At 72.0% G+C, this 15,792-nt stretch carries 17 protein-coding genes; 10 read left to right on the forward strand and 7 right to left on the reverse strand.

Going from position 1 to position 15,792, the window contains the following annotated elements; all coding sequences use genetic code 11:
- Positions 1–132: 132 nt before the first annotated feature.
- A complete protein-coding gene (locus ACIRRH_RS04280; RefSeq protein WP_403061534.1) occupies positions 133–888 on the forward strand; it encodes a DUF1707 domain-containing protein in 756 nt (251 codons plus the stop codon).
- A 315-nt stretch (positions 889–1,203) separates the two neighbouring features.
- Positions 1,204–1,581, forward strand: a complete 378-nt coding sequence (locus tag ACIRRH_RS04285; RefSeq protein ID WP_403062399.1) for a WhiB family transcriptional regulator — start codon at positions 1,204–1,206, stop codon at positions 1,579–1,581.
- A gap of 87 nt (positions 1,582–1,668) precedes the next feature.
- On the opposite strand, the gene glpX is transcribed toward ACIRRH_RS04285, so the two are convergent.
- Positions 1,669–2,709, reverse strand: a complete 1,041-nt coding sequence (gene glpX / locus ACIRRH_RS04290) for a class II fructose-bisphosphatase (RefSeq protein ID WP_224283188.1) — start codon at positions 2,707–2,709, stop codon at positions 1,669–1,671.
- A 215-nt stretch (positions 2,710–2,924) separates the two neighbouring features.
- Here glpX and ACIRRH_RS04295 point away from each other — a divergent pair, with 215 nt between their 5' ends.
- Positions 2,925–3,461: a DUF4245 domain-containing protein gene (locus ACIRRH_RS04295; protein ID WP_403061537.1), complete on the forward strand. Its 537-nt coding sequence runs from the start codon at positions 2,925–2,927 to the stop codon at positions 3,459–3,461.
- A 76-nt stretch (positions 3,462–3,537) separates the two neighbouring features.
- Here the strand turns inward: ACIRRH_RS04295 and ACIRRH_RS04300 are convergent, their stop codons facing one another.
- From ACIRRH_RS04300 to ACIRRH_RS04315, 4 genes are all read right to left on the reverse strand, one after another.
- Complete coding sequence (locus ACIRRH_RS04300) at positions 3,538–4,140, reverse strand: malonic semialdehyde reductase (RefSeq protein WP_403061540.1); 603 nt, start codon at positions 4,138–4,140, stop codon at positions 3,538–3,540.
- A 111-nt stretch (positions 4,141–4,251) separates the two neighbouring features.
- Positions 4,252–4,518 (reverse strand): exodeoxyribonuclease VII small subunit, encoded by a 267-nt coding sequence (locus tag ACIRRH_RS04305; protein WP_403061543.1) that lies wholly within the window; start codon positions 4,516–4,518, stop codon positions 4,252–4,254.
- Between the two features lie 62 nt (positions 4,519–4,580).
- Complete coding sequence (gene xseA, locus ACIRRH_RS04310) at positions 4,581–5,795, reverse strand: exodeoxyribonuclease VII large subunit (protein ID WP_403061546.1); 1,215 nt, start codon at positions 5,793–5,795, stop codon at positions 4,581–4,583.
- Positions 5,796–5,805: 10 nt separating this feature from the next.
- The gene (locus ACIRRH_RS04315) at positions 5,806–7,173 is read right to left on the reverse strand and encodes an APC family permease (protein ID WP_403061549.1); all 1,368 of its coding nucleotides are present in this window, start codon (positions 7,171–7,173) and stop codon (positions 5,806–5,808) included.
- Positions 7,174–7,293: 120 nt separating this feature from the next.
- Here ACIRRH_RS04315 and ACIRRH_RS04320 point away from each other — a divergent pair, with 120 nt between their 5' ends.
- The gene (locus ACIRRH_RS04320; protein WP_403061552.1) at positions 7,294–8,268 is read left to right on the forward strand and encodes a 4-hydroxy-3-methylbut-2-enyl diphosphate reductase; all 975 of its coding nucleotides are present in this window, start codon (positions 7,294–7,296) and stop codon (positions 8,266–8,268) included.
- 162 nt (positions 8,269–8,430) lie between these two features.
- Complete coding sequence (gene ppgK / locus ACIRRH_RS04325) at positions 8,431–9,177, forward strand: polyphosphate--glucose phosphotransferase (RefSeq protein ID WP_403061555.1); 747 nt, start codon at positions 8,431–8,433, stop codon at positions 9,175–9,177.
- Positions 9,178–9,199: 22 nt separating this feature from the next.
- Here ppgK and ACIRRH_RS04330 read toward each other — a convergent pair whose 3' ends face one another.
- Positions 9,200–9,847: a DUF6542 domain-containing protein gene (locus tag ACIRRH_RS04330; protein ID WP_403061558.1), complete on the reverse strand. Its 648-nt coding sequence runs from the start codon at positions 9,845–9,847 to the stop codon at positions 9,200–9,202.
- A 152-nt stretch (positions 9,848–9,999) separates the two neighbouring features.
- Between ACIRRH_RS04330 and ACIRRH_RS04335 the strand changes: the two genes are divergently transcribed.
- From ACIRRH_RS04335 to ACIRRH_RS04355, 5 genes are all read left to right on the forward strand, one after another.
- Positions 10,000–10,131 (forward strand): hypothetical protein, encoded by a 132-nt coding sequence (locus tag ACIRRH_RS04335; protein WP_403061561.1) that lies wholly within the window; start codon positions 10,000–10,002, stop codon positions 10,129–10,131.
- An 84-nt stretch (positions 10,132–10,215) separates the two neighbouring features.
- A complete protein-coding gene (gene ychF, locus ACIRRH_RS04340) occupies positions 10,216–11,289 on the forward strand; it encodes a redox-regulated ATPase YchF (RefSeq protein ID WP_403061563.1) in 1,074 nt (357 codons plus the stop codon).
- 158 nt (positions 11,290–11,447) lie between these two features.
- Positions 11,448–12,788, forward strand: coding sequence for a sensor histidine kinase (locus ACIRRH_RS04345; RefSeq protein WP_403061565.1), 1,341 nt, complete (start codon positions 11,448–11,450; stop codon positions 12,786–12,788).
- 36 nt (positions 12,789–12,824) lie between these two features.
- The gene (locus ACIRRH_RS04350; RefSeq protein WP_403061567.1) at positions 12,825–13,595 is read left to right on the forward strand and encodes a hypothetical protein; all 771 of its coding nucleotides are present in this window, start codon (positions 12,825–12,827) and stop codon (positions 13,593–13,595) included.
- Between the two features lie 108 nt (positions 13,596–13,703).
- On the forward strand, positions 13,704–14,675 hold the full coding sequence (locus tag ACIRRH_RS04355) for an ArsR/SmtB family transcription factor (protein WP_403061570.1): 972 nt from the start codon (positions 13,704–13,706) through the stop codon (positions 14,673–14,675).
- A gap of 222 nt (positions 14,676–14,897) precedes the next feature.
- Here the strand turns inward: ACIRRH_RS04355 and ACIRRH_RS04360 are convergent, their stop codons facing one another.
- Complete coding sequence (locus tag ACIRRH_RS04360) at positions 14,898–15,554, reverse strand: response regulator (RefSeq protein WP_403061573.1); 657 nt, start codon at positions 15,552–15,554, stop codon at positions 14,898–14,900.
- Positions 15,555–15,792: the final 238 nt, after the last annotated feature.

Genomic DNA, 15,792 nt, shown 5'->3' on the forward strand with positions numbered 1-15,792 from the left:
CTGTCCAGTTGGTCCGGCTGCGTCGGCGAAGCACCATCCAGGGTATGACCCGGTGGAAGTCGGCATGCGGACAGGTCCGCCTTGCGTGACCGGGCTCACTCGCGCAGGAGTGCGACCGACTAGGCTGACCCCGTGGACAACTCGCCGTCGCACGACGACCCGGGGCAGCCGCCGGTGCCGGCGCCCGTACCGATGACCAAACCCGAACTCAAGCCCGACGCCAAGGCCGAGACCGCACCGCGGCCGCACGCGCCGGTCGCGGAGGCGGAGCTGCGCGTCTCCGACGCCGACCGCGAGAAGGTCGCGGAACTGCTGCGGGACGCCTACGCCGAGGGCCGCCTGGACGCGGACGAGCACGCGGAACGCATCGAGGCCGCCTACGCCGCGAAGACCTTCGGCGACCTCGTGCCGCTGACCCGGGACCTGCCGGCCCGTCCGCTGTCCTTCGAGAAGCCGCCGTTGGACGCCCCGCAGGCGACGCGGCCGCCGCAGCCGCCCGCGCGCCAGGAGTCCCCGACGGTGGTGGCGATCTTCGGCGGCGCGTCCCGCAAGGGCCGCTGGCGGGTGGGCTCGCACCTGAGCGCCTTCGCCGCGTTCGGCGGGGTGGAGATCGACCTGACCGACGCCGTGTTCGAGTCTCCCGAGGTGGAGATCACGGTGACGGCGATCTTCGGCGGGGTCGAGGTCCGGGTCCCGGAGAACGTGAGCCTGCAGGGATCCGGCGTCGGCATCTTCGGCGGGTTCGACGTCCGGGAGCAGACCGCGGCGGACCCGTACGCTCCGGTCGTCCGGGTCAAGGGCCTTGCGCTGTTCGGCGGTTGCGAGGCCAAGCCGCGCCGGGGCAAGAAGCTGAAGGAGTGGGTGCGCCGCCAACTCGGCGCCGACTGATCGTCGTTGACCTGCGCAGCGCCCGGCTGGGGATCAACTCCCGGTCGGGCGCTCGGTGTTGCGGCCGGTGCACTGCGTAGTCGATTGCGTGCAGTGTGCATGAATCGCGGTCGGGCGGGGTAGTTCCTTCCGCACATCGCTTCTTGGACGGCTGCGCACCGGAGGCGGCCGAGCGGCCGTGCCGGGGTTGGACAGCGGGGGCTCGCGGCCGGCGGGGGAGCGAGGGTTCCCCGTGTCCAGAGCCTCGTCAGGAGTACGGCCGTGCTGCATCCGATCGAGTCCCGCACCACCTCGCCAGTCGCCGCTGCGCAGGTCCTGGAACGCCGTCCCGGCGTCCGCCCGCAGCCGCAGTCTCCGGGCGGCCCGGCGGGTTCCCCCGCGGGCGAGGACAATCCCTGGCACACCGGTGCTGCGTGTCGGCGGGACGAGGCGGGGCTGTTCTTCGCGCCCTCCAAGGAGCCGACGGCGGCCCGGTTGTCGCGCGAGGAGCAGGCCAAGCAGGTGTGCGCCCGCTGCCCGGTGCTGCTGGAGTGCCGCGAGCACGCGCTGGCCCAGCCGGAGCCGTACGGGGTCTGGGGCGGGCTGACGGCCGCCGAGCGGCGGGTGGTGCTGGCCCGGCGCCGCCGCCGGGAAGCGGAGCTGCGCGAGGCGGCCCGGGTGGCGGCGGCCACGCGGCGCCGGATAGCCGGGTGACGGCGGGCCCGAGAGCGGGAGGACGGCGCACCGCGGCCCCGGCGGAGGGGGATCCCGCCGGGGCCGCGAAGTGCGCTCCCGTGGAGCTCAGTTGGCGCGGTCGAAGTCGATCGCGCTGTACGCCCGCAGCTTCGAGAGCTTGTGGGTGGAGTTGATCTCGCGGATGGTGCCGCTCTTGGAGCGCATCACCAGGGAGCTGGTGGTGGCGGTCTCCGAGCGGTAGTGCACGCCGCGCAGCAGCTCGCCGTCGGTGATGCCGGTGGCGACGAAGAACACGTTCTCGCCGCTGACCAGGTCGTCCGTGGTGAGCACCCGGTCCAGGTCGTGGCCGGCGTCCAGGGCCTTCTGCCGCTCGGCGTCGTCCTTGGGCCACAGCCGGCCCTGGATCACGCCGCCCATGCACTTCATCGCGCAGGCCGCGATGATGCCCTCCGGGGTGCCGCCGACGCCCATCAGCAGGTCGACGCCGGTGCCCTCGCGGGCGGCCATGATGGCGCCGGCCACGTCGCCGTCCGAGATGAACTTGATCCGGGCGCCCGCCTCGCGGATCTCCCGGACCAGGCCGTCGTGGCGCGGGCGGTCGAGCACGACGACGGTGACGTCCTCGACGGCGCTGCCCTTGGCCTTGGCGACCCGGCGGATGTTGACCGCCGCCGGGGCGGTGATGTCGACGAACTCGGCCGCCTCGGGGCCGGCCACCAGCTTGTCCATGTAGAACACGGCGCTGGGGTCGAACATGGTGCCGCGGTCGGCGACGGCCAGCACGGCCACCGCGTTGTTCATGCCCTTGGCGGTCAGCGTGGTGCCGTCCACCGGGTCGACCGCGACGTCGCACTCGGCGCCGGTGCCGTCGCCGACCCGCTCGCCGTTGTAGAGCATCGGGGCTTCGTCCTTCTCGCCCTCGCCGATGACGACGACGCCGTTCATCGAGACGGTCGAGACGAGGGTGCGCATCGCCTTGACGGCGGCGCCGTCCGCGCCGTTCTTGTCGCCACGTCCGACCCACCGGCCGGCGGCCATCGCGGCCGCCTCGGTGACCCGGACGAGTTCGAGCGCGAGGTTCCGGTCGGGAGCCTCGGGCGCGACCTCCAGGGCACTGGGAAGGTGGTGCGGGTACTGCGTGGTCATCGTCGTTACCTCTCTGTACGCGACGGCCAGTGAGCGCCCGACTACTGCCTGGTCGAACGCCGTGGTGAGGGTTCTGCGATCGTATCTGCCCACGAGATGACTGTCTGTGGCGCAGGTCGCTGCTCTGTGGCGGAAACCACCGGTTCGTCCCCTTTCACCCGGACGTGGACACCCCTGGTGGAGGCCCGGAGATGTGGATGGGTCACCATGTGGGGGTGGCAGCAGACAGCAAGGGCATGAGGGGCCGGCAGACCGTACGGGACATGGTCCTGTCGATGCTGGCGGTCGGTTTCGTCGTCGGGGTCGGGTACCTGTTCCTTCCGCACGGCAACGGCGGCGACCCGGTGCGCGTGGTCGGGTACAGGGTGGAGGCGGCCTCCGCCAAGCGCGCCGCGCCGTACCCGCTGCTGTCCCCGGAGGGGCTGCCGGGGCAGTGGCGGGCCACCTCGGTCACCTACCGGCCGGCCGACCAGAACAACGGCAAGGGCAACGCCTGGCACCTGGGCTTCGTGACCCCCTCCGGCCAGTACGCGGCGGTCGAGCAGAGCGACGTGCCGCGCGACTCCCTGCTGGCCGACTACGTGAAGGGCGCCAAGCCGGACGGCACCTCCGAGGTGGCCGGCCGCACCTGGGACCGGGTGCAGGGCGAGAAGGACCGCGCGCTGGCCGTGCAGACCGGCCCCGGAACCGCCCTGCTCACCGGCACCGCCTCCTACGACGAGCTGGCCGAGCTGGCGCAGGCGCTCAAGTAGCCCGCCCCACCCCCTGCGCACGCCGAAGGGCCCCGCACCGGACGAACCGGTGCGGGGCCCTTTCGCGCGGGGCGGATCAGACCGTGGTGACGACCTCGTCGTAGGCCAGGCGCGGCGAACGCGGGAACCAGGCGTCCTCGCCCGGCTTGCCGATGTTGACCACGGCCAGCACCGAGTGCTCGCCGTCGCCGAAGAACTCCTTGTTGAGGCCGTCGGCGTCGTAGCCGGTCATCGGGCCGGCGGCCAGGCCGGCCGCGCGCACGCCGATGATGAAGTAGGCGGCCTGCAGGGCGCCGTTCAGCGTGGCGGACTGCTCGCGGACGCTGCGCTCCGAGAAGAACATGTCCTTGGCCTGCGGGAAGTGCGGGAGCTGGGTCGGCAGCTCCTCGTGGAACTCGTTGTCCGCGGCGAGGATGGCGACCAGCGGGGCGGCGGCGGTCTTGGCCTTGTTGCCGTCCGCCATGTGCTGGACGAGGCGCTCGCGGCCCTCCTCCGAGCGGACCAGGACGACGCGCAGCGGCTGCTGGTTGAAGGCGGTCGGGCCGAACTTCACCAGCTCGTAGATGGCCTGGACCTGCTCCTCGGAGACGGGCTCGTCGGTGAAGGTGTTCGCGGTGCGGGCCTCACGGAACAGCAGGTCCTGAGCGGCGGCGTCGAGTACCAGGGCGTCGGTGGTCATGCTTCTGCACCTCATGCGGAAGGGGGGTTCGTCGGTATGGCCGGCCGCAGCCGGTCACTCCCTCCAACATAGGTGAATATTCAACGATTCCCCAAGTGGATGTGACCCGCCTCACTCCCCGCCCGGGGTCGTGCCCTCCTCGGCGGCCAGTGCGGCGTCCAGCCGGGCCCGGGCGCCGTCCAGCCAGCGCTGGCACACCTTCGCCAGCTGCTCGCCGCGCTCCCACAGGGCCAGCGACTCCTCCAGCGACGTCCCGCCGTTCTCCAGCTGCCGGACGACCTCCAGCAGCGCGTCCCGGGCGTGCTCGTAGCCCAGCGCGTCGTCCGGGTTCGGCGCCGCCGCTGCCGCCGCGTCCTGCTGTTCGTGCTGCTCTGCCATGCGTGCCAGCGTAGGGGGTGGGACGGACAGCGCCACCCCTGCCGGCGCCGCCCCCGCGGTCGCTATCCCTCGTCGGCCACCGTGACGTCGAAGCCGCCGCCCGCCACCCGGGCGCGCAGCCCCTCGCCGGGCGCGACCTGCGCCGGGTCGGTCACCACCGTGCCGTCCGCCCGCTGGAGCACCGCGTAGCCGCGCTCCAGGGTGGCGGCCGGGGAGAGTGCCACCACCCGGGCCAGGGTGTGCCCGAGGTCGCTCTGTGCGTGGTCCAGCCGGTGCCGCAGGGTGCGCCGGACCCGCTCCAGCAGGCCCTCCAGCTCCTGCCCGCGCCCGTCCAGCATCCGGTGCGGGGCGGCCAGCGCCGGGCGGCTGCGCACCCCGTCCAGCCCGTGCTGCTCGCGCTCGACCCGGGACAGCACGTGCCGGCGGGCACGGTCACGCAGCTGGCGGATCCTGGCCAGCTCCTCGCCGACGTCCGGAACCACCCGTTTGGCCGCGTCGGTCGGGGTGGAGGCGCGCAGGTCGGCCACGAAGTCCAGCAGCGGCTGGTCCGGCTCGTGCCCGATCGCGCTCACCACCGGCGTACGGGCGGCCGCGACCAGCCGCACCAGGCCCTCGTCCGAGAACGGCAGCAGGTCCTCCACGCTGCCGCCGCCGCGGGCCACGACGATCACGTCCACCTCGGGGTGCTCGTCCAGCTCCCGCACGGCCGCGCTCACCCGCTCCACCGCGCTGACCCCCTGCACCGGGACGTTGCGCACCTCGAAGCGGACGGCCGGCCAGCGCCGCCGGGCGTTCTCCAGCACGTCCCGTTCGGCCGCCGAGCCGCGTCCGGTCACCAGCCCGACGCACTGCGGCAGGAACGGCAGCGGCTTCTTGCGCTCGGCCGCGAACAGGCCCTCCCCGGCGAGCCGCCGTTTCAGCTGCTCCAGCCGGGCCAGCAGCTCGCCGAGGCCCACCGGGCGGATCTCCGAGGCGCGCATCGACAGCTGTCCCCGCGCCGCGTACCACTCCGGCTTGGCGTGCACGACGACCCGCGCGCCCTCCTGCACCACGTCCGCGACCTGGTCGAACACCGAGCGGAAGCAGGTCACCGTGAGCGACACGTCGGCCTGCGGGTCGCGCAGGGTCAGGAACACCACGCCCGCGCCGGGGCGGCGGCTGAGCTGGGTGATCTGCCCCTCCACCCAGACCGCGCCGAGCCGGTCGATCCAGCCGCCGATCAGCGCGGAGACCTTGCCGACCGGGAGCGGCGCTTCGGGGGAGCTGGTGTTGGCCATGCGTACGAGGCTAGCGGCGTCCGCCGACACGGCCGAGACCGCCGCGGGCGCCGCCCTGGACGGCGAGCACCACCAGGCCGGCCACCAGCCAGACCAGCCCGACGAGCTGCGCGGTGGCCGCGGCCTCGTACACCACCGCCCCGATCACCGCGATGCCCAGCACCGGCACGACCAGGTGCCGCAGCCACCGCCGCGAGCCGTGCCGCACCACGTACCAGCCGATCACCGAGGCGTGCAGCAGCGCGAAGGCGGTCAGTGCGCCCACGTTCACCACCGAGGTGAGCTGGTCCAGCCCGTTGTCCCGGCCGGCCGCCCAGACCGCCGCCGCCATCGTGATCACCGCGGCCGTCAGCAGCGCCCGGCGCGGCACCGCGCTGGCCGGGTCGACCGAGCCGAGGAAGCGCGGCAGCCGCCCGGCCCGGCCCATCGCGAAGACCAGCCGCCCGGCCGCCGCCTGCCCGGCCAGGGCCGCGAATGCCGCGCCGATCGCCTTGGCGGCCGCCACCAGCACGTGCAGCCAGTGCCCGACGCCGCTCTCCACGGTGTCGTAGAAGGCCGAGCCCTGCGCGGCCGGGTCGGCGGCCAGCTGCTGCGGGGCCGTCGGCTCCAGCAGCGCCGCCAGGTAGGTCTGGACGACGAACAGCAGGCCGGCCAGTGCCAGACACCAGAGCACCGCCCGGGCCACCGCCGCCGAGGCGCCGACCGCCTCCTCCACGAAGGTGGCGATCGCGTCGAAGCCCAGGTAGGAGAGCACCGCGATGGACACCGCCGAGATCACCGCGGTCAGCGAGAAGCCCCCGACGGCGGTGAACGGGGTGTCCCAGCCGCGCCGGGCGCCGCCCTGGGCCAGTGCCACCACGGCCGCGACCACGAACACCACCAGCACCACGATCTCCATCGCGAGCACCGCGAAGCCGACCGCCGCCGCCGTCCGCACCCCGGCCAGGTTGAGCCCGGTGGTCACCATCACCGCGAGCGCCGTCCAGACCCAGCGCGAGACGTCGGGCACCAGGGAGTTCAGCGCGATCCCGGAGAACAGGTAGGCCACCGCGGGGATCAGCAGGTAGTCGAGCATCGCCATCCACCCGGCGACGAAGCCCGGGCCCTCGCCCAGCCCGGCCCGCGCGTAGGCGAACACCGAGCCGGTCTGCGGCACCGCGCGCACCATCTGGGCGTACGAGAAGGCGGTGAAGCCCATCGCCACCGTCGCGGCCAGGTACACCGTGGCGACGGCGCCGTGGCTCCTGGCGTCCAGCACGCCGAACACGCCGACCGGGGCCATCGGGGCGATGAACAGCAGTCCGTAGACCATCAGATCACGGACGCCCAGGCTGCGGCGCAGGCCGCTGGGCGCTGCCTGCTCGCTCACAGAGCTCATAGACACCATATTTTGATCGCTGTTGACCTGGTCCGCACGGAAAGTGTCCGCCGTCGGGGGGCTTCCGTCCGGGGAGCCGACAGAGCGGGCGGCGGTTGCGACCGCCCGTACGATGGAGCCATGTCCAAGACCGCGCAGCGCCGTGTCCTGCTCGCCGCCCCCCGGGGCTACTGCGCGGGAGTCGACCGCGCAGTAATCGCCGTGGAGAAGGCCCTGGAGCAGTACGGGGCACCCATCTACGTCCGCAAGCAGATCGTCCACAACAAGTACGTGGTGCAGACCCTGGAGAAGAAGGGCGCGATCTTCGTCGACGAGACGGAGGAGGTGCCCGAGGGCTCGATCGTGGTCTTCTCCGCGCACGGCGTCGCCCCGTCCGTCCACGACGAGGCGCGGGCCGGCAAGCTCGCCACCGTCGACGCGACCTGCCCGCTGGTCACCAAGGTGCACAAGGAGGCCGTGCGCTTCGCCGACGAGGGCTTCGACATCCTGCTGGTGGGCCACGAGGGCCACGAGGAGGTCATCGGCACCATGGGCGAGGCCCCGGACCGGATCCACCTGGTGGACGGCGCCGAGGACGTCGCCAACGTGCAGGTCCGGGACGAGTCCAAGGTCGTCTGGCTGTCCCAGACCACCCTGTCCGTGGACGAGACCATGGCCACCGTCGGCGAGCTGAAGAAGCGCTTCCCGGGGCTGGTCAGCCCGCCCAGCGACGACATCTGCTACGCCACCCAGAACCGCCAGGTCGCGGTCAAGCAGCTGGCCCCGGAGACCGACCTGCTGATCGTGGTCGGCTCCAAGAACTCCTCCAACTCCGTCCGCCTGGTCGAGGTCGGCCTGGAGTACGGTGCGAAGGCCGCCCACCTGGTGGACTTCGCCGAGGAGATCCGCGAGGAGTGGCTGGAGGGCGTCACCACGGTCGGCCTGACCAGCGGCGCCTCGGTGCCGGAGATCCTGGTCGACGGCGTGCTGGAGTTCCTGGCCGCACGCGGTTACGACACGGTCGAGACGGTCAAGACCGCCGAGGAGCACCTGACCTTCTCGCTGCCCAAGGAGCTGCGCCGCGACCTGCGCGCCGAGGCGGCGGGCAAGCTCTGACACTTCCCGGAAGGCCCGGTACCCCGTGGGGGTGCCGGGTCTTCTGCTGTGCGACCGCCTGCTGTGCGCGCCCGGGCGCACTCTCGTAGTTTTGTGCACAGGCTGTGGACAATCACAGGCCGTGGACGAGCGGCCCGCGGCCGACGGCGGAGGGTGGACGAGATGACTGCGGTATTCGGCGTGGACATCGGCGGCTCGGGGATCAAGGGCGCGCCCGTCGACCTCGCCCGGGGCACGCTCGCCGCGGAGCGCTACAAGGTGCTCACCCCGCAGCCGTCCGCCCCCGAGGCCGTGGTCGCCGCCGTCTGCGAGGTGGTCCGGCAGTTCGACCACCAGGGCCCGGTCGGGCTGACCTTCCCCGGCGTGGTGGTCGACGGCCGTACCAGGACGGCGGCCAACGTGGACAAGGGCTGGATCGACCTGGACGCGGCGGGCCTCTTCCGCGAGGCACTGGGGATGCCCGCGACCGTCCTGAACGACGCGGACGCGGCCGGGCTGGCCGAGCTGACGCACGGCGCCGGGCGGGGCCGGTCGGGCGTGGTCCTGGTGCTCACCTTCGGCACCGGCATCGGCAGCGCCCTGTTCGTGGACGGCACGCTGATGCCCAACACCGAGCTGGGCCACCTGGAGCTGCACGGCAAGGACGCCGAGCGCCGGGCCTCCTCGGCCGCCAAGGAGCGGCACGGGCTGAACTGGGAGCAGTGGGCCGGGCGGGTCGACGAGTACCTGGACCTGGTGGAGATGCTCTTCTCGCCGCAGCTGATCGTGATCGGCGGCGGGGTGAGCCGCAAGCACGAGAGGTTCCTGCCGTTGTTGAAGCACCGCCGGGCGCGGGTGGTGCCGGCGGAGCTGCGCAACGACGCGGGCATCGTCGGAGCCGCCATGGCGGCGGCCCGGACGGAGGGCTGAGGCCGGCCTCGCGGGAGCGGCCTCAGCGGGAGCGGTGGATCCGGCGCTGGGCGACGAACCGGGCGAGCACGATCAACGCCGCCAGCCCGGTGCCGGAGAACAGCCAGCCGGCCCGCAGCGCCAGCCCGGTCGCCAGCGACACCACCTGGGCGGTGACGCCCGAGGAGCTCACCGGTTCCAGCAGCAGCACTGCGAGGGCGAAGGCGATCGGCCCGCTGATCGGTGCGGCCAGCAGGTCGGCGTAGCGCACCCGGACGGCCAGCTGGAAGCAGACCACCAGGTAGCCGAGGCCGAACAGCCAGCCCAGGCCGCCGAAGAGCAGCCGGTCCACGCCCGCCACCGCGAGCGTCGCCAGGACGGCGACCACCCCGGTGCCGACGGCCGTCAGCCGGGTCGGCCGACCGGTGCGCCGCCGCCCGTACAGCTGCTGGTCGCCGCGCCCGCGTCCGCGCAGCGGCAGGCGCAGGCGCAGCCGGGGGCCGGCCGGGCGGGTGGTGGCGGGCGGGCCGGCCCCCGGGCGCTGCCGGGAGCCCGGGGCTCCGGCGCTCTCGGGAGGCCGGCCTGGACCGGGGACGGTGGCTGCGGCCGCGCCGGTCGGCGGACGGCGTCTGGGCCCTGGCGGCTGGGTACGGATGCTCTGCTCCACCCGACCAACGTACGGTCCGATCATCGCCACACTGTGTAATGGACTGTTCAGGTCTTGCCCCGTGTCTTCGGACGGGGTGGTGATGTGATCGTCACTCAGGTGCGCTGACCTGCCCGGCCGGGTCGACGGACGATGATCACCGGATCCGTTCGCGGGTCTCTTCACGGGGGAACAGCATGACCGATTTCACGTTCGGACGCTTCGACCGCGTCCGGCTCGACATCCCGGCCGGTGCCGAGGACGAGTGCCGTGCGTTCCGCTCCGGCGTGCCCGGCACGGCCGAGCCGCCGAAGCCGCCGGTGCCGTGAGGCAGGGCGGGGGCTGCCCGTAGACTTGGGGGTCGGCCCGTACGGTGCCGACCCAACTCCTCCAAGCCCACGGGACTGCGCTTCATGTCGCTCACGATCGGAATCGTCGGCCTGCCGAACGTCGGCAAGTCGACCCTGTTCAACGCCCTGACCAAGAACGACGTGCTGGCGGCCAACTACCCGTTCGCCACCATCGAGCCGAACGTCGGCGTGGTCGGCGTCCCGGACGAGCGGCTGGCCAAGCTCGCCGAGATCTTCGGCTCCCAGCGCATCCTCCCGGCCACCGTCGACTTCGTCGACATCGCCGGCATCGTGCGCGGCGCCAGCGAGGGCGAGGGCCTGGGCAACAAGTTCCTCGCCAACATCCGCGAGTCGGACGCGATCTGCCAGGTCGTGCGCGCCTTCACCGACCCGGACGTGGTGCACGTGGACGGCAAGGTGTCGCCCAAGGACGACATCGAGACCATCCACACCGAGCTGATCCTGGCCGACCTCCAGACCATCGAGAAGGTCCTGCCGCGGCTCCAGAAGGAGGCGCGCCTCAAGAAGGACACCGCCCCCGTGCTGGCCGCCGCCGAGGCCGCGCAGGCGATCCTGGAGACCGGCAAGACCCTCTTCGAGGCCGGCTTCGACACCACCCCGATCCGCGACCTCCACCTGCTGACCGCCAAGCCCTTCCTCTACGTCTTCAACGTGGACGAGGCCGAGCTGGCCGACGAGGACTTCAAGAACGCCCAGCGGGAGCTGGTCGCCCCGGCCGAGGCGATCTTCCTGAACGCCAAGATCGAGTCCGAGCTGATCGAGCTGGACGACGACGAGGCCCTGGAGCTCCTCCAGTCCATGGGCCAGGAGGAGCCCGGCCTCGCCACCCTCGCCCGGGTCGGCTTCGACACCCTCGGCCTCCAGACCTACCTGACGGCCGGTCCCAAGGAAGCCCGCGCCTGGACCATCAAGAAGGGCGCCACCGCCCCCGAGGCCGCCGGAGTCATCCACACCGACTTCCAGAAGGGCTTCATCAAGGCCGAGGTGATCTCCTTCGCCGACCTGGTCGAGACCGGCTCCATCGCCGACGCCCGCTCCAAGGGCAAGGCCCGCATCGAGGGCAAGGAGTACGTCATGCACGACGGCGACGTGGTGGAGTTCCGCTTCAACGTCTGAGCGGAACCGCGAACCGCCCCGTTCCTGTGAGGCGGAGTGCACGGAAGGGGCGACCGGGTACCGGTGGCCCCTTCCGTGCCCGCGCGTCGTGCCGGTGGAATCACGCGAAGCGACGTTTTCACCAGCACGGTCAAGTCGCGGCCACTAGCCTTCTCCTGGTGACGAGGCAGACGCGTGATGACGGTCGGCAGTGGGCGTGGTTACGCGGGGTCCTGTGCGTGGTGCTCGTCGCCGCGACGGTGACCATCGCCCTGCTCACCACCCGCTCCGTCGGGCCGCTCATCAGCGTGTCCGGTGCGGCCGGCATCGTCTCGGCCCTGGCCCTGGTCGTATGGGGCCCCCGCCAGCCGGCGTCCCTGCTCGCGATGGTGCCCGCCGCGGGTGCGGTGTCGCTGCTCGTCACGTTCACCTATCAGGGCCCGGCCCGGTCCGCCGCGGCGAACTGGTGGACGGCCGAGACGCTGGCCCTGATGATTCTCGTGGTCGTGGGGGTGCGTCGGCAGCCCGCGACGATCGCCACCGCCCTGGCCGCGTTCCTCGCGGCGGCGATCACGCTGTCGCCGTTGCGCATCGCTCTGAACACCGTGCCACCGTCCAGCCGTGGTGAGAGCCTGCAGCTCTGCCTCATCTGGGCGATCCTGTCCATCGTCGCGGTGGGAATCGGCTTGTACCTGAGAGGGCTCGACGCCCGTAACCGGGCGGCCCTCGCCGCCGAGCGGCGAACCGAACGCATGAATCTGGCACGGGACTTGCACGACTACGCGGCCCACGACGTCACCGCGGTCGTCGTCCTGGTGGAAGCGGCGCAGGTGCTGGCCAAGGAGGATCCCCAGCAGGCGCTGGAGCTTCTGTCCGAGATCGGTGCCGCCGGTGCGCAGGCACTCAAGGCGATGGACCACACCGTCCAGCTGCTCGCCGAGGTCCCGGCGGCCGAGGAGCGCAGGCGCGCCCTCGAGGCTGTCCGGCGGCCGGAGCTGACCGCCGGGAACGACGCCGCGCAGGAGTCGGGCGCGGTCCCGCGGCAGTCCGACGCGCCCAGGCGGGACCTGAGCGAACTGGCCTCCCTGGTGGCGAGGTTCAACCGTACGGGTGCGCCCAAGGCCGTCCTGGACGTGCCGGAGGAGGCCGTGGCGCGCATTTCGCACGAGGCCAGCAGGCTGGGGTACCGGGTGATCGTGGAGGCGCTCACCAACGTGCGGCGGCACGCGGCCACCGCGTCCCGGGTGGTGATCGGGATACGCTGCGCGACCTCCACGGGCTCGCCGGAGCTGCACGTCACCGTCGTCGACGACGCACCCGGCCCCGGCGCCGGGCTCGCGGTGGAACGCCCGACCGGGACCGGTGGAACCGGCATCAGCAGTCTCTCCGAGCGCGCCCGGGAACTGGGGGGAGCGCTCACCGCCGGCCCGCACCACCCGTGCGGGTGGCGGGTCGCGCTGGTGTTGCCGCTGGACAGTACAGACGAGGAATCGGGACCGCACAATCTGCCGAACGGCTGATACCGCTGGGAGCGCTCGCTTGAAACGCTGGTGAGCATGTCTGAGCGAACGGGGGGACGAATCGTTTTGGCGTTGCTGGTCACGGGTGCCGTGGTAGCGCTTCTGAGCGTACGTGTGCTGGATGACCTTGATGCCTCGCCCCGGAACGATCACCGCCTGTTCGCGTTCACGGGCACACGCCTCGCCGTCGTGCTGAGTGGAGACGGCCGCGTGCGGTTGCAGCACGGGCCCGGAGACTCCCTTGCGGTCTCCAGGGAGCTGGCCGGCTCGGCCGCCAAGGCGGGCCACTCCTCCTGGGAGCTGACGGACAGCACGCTCCGCCTTGCCGCCGAGTGCACCGGCATCCCCGTCAACTGCCGTGTGGACTACGTGGTCCAGATCCCCGCCGGGACCGAGGTGACCGTGACGTCTCCGGGATCCGTGACCGCGGTGGGCATGTGCTGTCCGGCCCAGATCTCCACCCGGACGGGAGACATCACGGTCGAGGGGCCGCTCGGACCGCTCCGTCTCAGCTCTGAGAGCGGACGGATCCGCGTGCGTGAAGCCCGGTCCGCCGACGTCGCGGCCTCCACGCGAAGGGCACCGGTCTCCCTTTCCTTCTCCGCCGCGCCGAGTCAGGTCGTCGTCGACTCCGACGTCGGGGACATTTCGGTGGAGCTGCCGGACCCACCTGCGCCCTACCACGTGTCAGCCTCAGGGAAGGACGGAGGCGACGTGCAGGTGGAGCTCCGGGACGTGCCATCGGCCGAGCGCTCGATCAGAGCCCGGACGCGCGACGGCGCCGTCCGGATCCTCAAGCGCAAGTAGGCCGCTGGAGAACCGACGGTTGATCGGCGCAAGTGCGACCTGCCCACCCCGCCACGTGCGCTTCTCGACGAAGAGCACTTTTCCTCCCCCCATAGGAGTGCTTTCCTCATGTTCCGCATCGTTCTGACCACGGCCGATCTGGCGCGAATCAGAATCGGCGAGTCGGAGACCCCGGCCATCGAGAACGTCTTCGCCTTCGAGGCGTTCCGCGAAGAACAGGAAGAAGGGTTTCACCCATGGCGTCGAAGCGTGCACCGACATCTCGCCCAGCGCGACCCTCGAACGGGGCGCGTCGGGCAGCTGATGCGATACGAGGCCGACTCCGAACAGCTGATTGAGCTCTGTACCGGCACGGAGCGCTCAGGGACGGCGTTTCGTGCGGAAATGAGTACGTCCCAGCTGCAGGTTCTGGCGGCCATGCGTGACTTCTTCCGCCTGGCCGTCGCGCCCCACTGGAGTTCGGTCCGGACGCACCTGGACGCGGCCCGCGACACCATGCGCGACATCATGTGCCGCGATGGTGTGGAGGTGCTGCTGGACAGTCTCGGGCCCGGCATCCGGTGGAGCGCGCCCGCTCTGGAGATCTCGGGATTCAAGTCCGGGGAACTGCACCTGTGCGGGGAGGGGCTCGTCCTGTCACCCTCCCTGTTCCTCGCACGACCCGGCCATGTCGTGGTGCCCGGCTCGGGGTCGAACGGCAAGGAGGCGCCGCAGCTGTTCTTCCCGGACCGGCCGCACAGCGACGAACTCGTCCATCTGCTGGGAGGGAGTGCCGACGGACGGGTCGACAGGCAGCCCGGACAACTGGAGAGCCTGGCGGCACTGATGGGCCGGACCCGGGCCGCCGCGCTGCAGGCGCTCAAGGAGGGCTGCACGAACACCGAGCTGGCGGAACGGCTGGGTGTGTCGAGTGCCGCGGTCAGCCAGCACACCGCCGTTCTGCGCGCCGCCGGCCTGATCTCCACCAGGCGCAACCGCAGCCATGCCGTCCACACGGTCACCCGGCTCGGCCACCAACTGCTGCGCGGGCACGGGCCGGGAGCGCAGTGGGTGGTCCCCGCCGCACTGGCGATGGCGTAGCCGACTCCGGTGTGACGGGAGCCGGGCGAGGACTCGTCGGGTTCGGCCACGGGCGGTGACAGCATGGGGCCATGCTGTCGGATCCCGGGTTCCGCCGGTATCGGCCATTCGGCAGATCGTGGACCGGATCGTCCGGGCCGGCCCGTTGTGGCCGGGGCGCGTTCCACGCGCGCCCCGGCCACAACGGCCGCTCCGGCCGTGTGCGGCGCCCCGGCGGTCGGACTACGGTTCCGCCAGCAGCCCGGACTCCCAGACCCAGGCGGCGATCCCCACCCGGTTCTGGACTCCCAACTTCTTCTGCAGCCGGGCCAGATGGGTCTTGACCGTGCCCATCGAGATGAAGAGCTCCGCACCGATGTCGGAGTTGGTGAGCCCTTCCGCGACAAGGCGGGCGACCTCCTCCTCGCGCACGGTCAGCGGTTCGCCGGGCTGCCGGACGGTGCGGCGCTCGTGGCGCAGACGGCTCAGCAGCCGCGTGGTGATCTCCGGGCTGATCATGGAATCGCCCGACGCCGCCGCCCGGACCGCCTCCACGAGCACGGCGGAGCGGGACCGCTTGAGGAGGAACCCGCAGGCTCCTTCCCGCAGGGCCGTGTGGACGTACTCGTCGAGGTCGAACGTGGTCACGACGACGACGCGGACCTCGGGGACGGTCCGGACGACCTCCCGCGTGAGCTCCAGGCCGTCCATCTCCGGCATGCGAATGTCCGCGAGCAGCACGTTCGGAACGAGGGACCGTACGACCTCCAGTGCGGCCACGCCGTTCCCCGCCTCGCCGACGACCTGCATGTCGGGCTGGGCTTCGAGGATCCGGCGGAAGCCCATTCGTATGCTGGCTTGGTCATCGGCCAGCACAATGCGCGTTCTCATGCCGTTCATCGTGCCATGCCGAATATGGATGAGCGGGGGCTGTTTTCCGGTCACCCGGGGATTCGTTTCGGTCACGGCCGCACCGGCGGAACCCGGCGTTCGACTTGTGCGAACGAGGGGCCGCGTGCGGCGCCCGCGGCCCCCCTGGGGTGCGGCGTTCGACAGCGCGCGGACGGCGTCTTCCGGAGGGTTGTTGTCCGCTTAAGTTCTGGCTTTGCCGCATTGCCAACGGGTGGGGCGCGGGAGA

Origin of the sequence: Kitasatospora sp. NPDC101235, from assembly GCF_044767505.1 — a bacterium.
Lineage (GTDB): Bacteria > Actinomycetota > Actinomycetes > Streptomycetales > Streptomycetaceae > Kitasatospora.

Bases quoted from the DNA above. Each gene is read 5' to 3' on its own strand.
- glpX (WP_224283188.1), bottom strand. From the start codon at position 2,709: ATGACCACGCAGTACCCGCACCACCTTCCCAGTGCCCTGGAGGTCGCG.
- ACIRRH_RS04300 (WP_403061540.1), bottom strand. From the start codon at position 4,140: ATGACCACCGACGCCCTGGTACTCGACGCCGCCGCTCAGGACCTGCTG.
- ACIRRH_RS04305 (WP_403061543.1), bottom strand. From the start codon at position 4,518: ATGGCAGAGCAGCACGAACAGCAGGACGCGGCGGCAGCGGCGGCGCCG.
- xseA (WP_403061546.1), bottom strand. From the start codon at position 5,795: ATGGCCAACACCAGCTCCCCCGAAGCGCCGCTCCCGGTCGGCAAGGTC.
- ACIRRH_RS04315 (WP_403061549.1), bottom strand. From the start codon at position 7,173: ATGAGCTCTGTGAGCGAGCAGGCAGCGCCCAGCGGCCTGCGCCGCAGC.
- ACIRRH_RS04320 (WP_403061552.1), top strand. From the start codon at position 7,294: ATGTCCAAGACCGCGCAGCGCCGTGTCCTGCTCGCCGCCCCCCGGGGC.
- ppgK (WP_403061555.1), top strand. From the start codon at position 8,431: ATGACTGCGGTATTCGGCGTGGACATCGGCGGCTCGGGGATCAAGGGC.
- ACIRRH_RS04330 (WP_403061558.1), bottom strand. From the start codon at position 9,847: ATGATCGGACCGTACGTTGGTCGGGTGGAGCAGAGCATCCGTACCCAG.
- ACIRRH_RS04335 (WP_403061561.1), top strand. From the start codon at position 10,000: ATGACCGATTTCACGTTCGGACGCTTCGACCGCGTCCGGCTCGACATC.
- ychF (WP_403061563.1), top strand. From the start codon at position 10,216: ATGTCGCTCACGATCGGAATCGTCGGCCTGCCGAACGTCGGCAAGTCG.
- ACIRRH_RS04350 (WP_403061567.1), top strand. From the start codon at position 12,825: ATGTCTGAGCGAACGGGGGGACGAATCGTTTTGGCGTTGCTGGTCACG.
- ACIRRH_RS04355 (WP_403061570.1), top strand. From the start codon at position 13,704: ATGTTCCGCATCGTTCTGACCACGGCCGATCTGGCGCGAATCAGAATC.
- ACIRRH_RS04360 (WP_403061573.1), bottom strand. From the start codon at position 15,554: ATGAACGGCATGAGAACGCGCATTGTGCTGGCCGATGACCAAGCCAGC.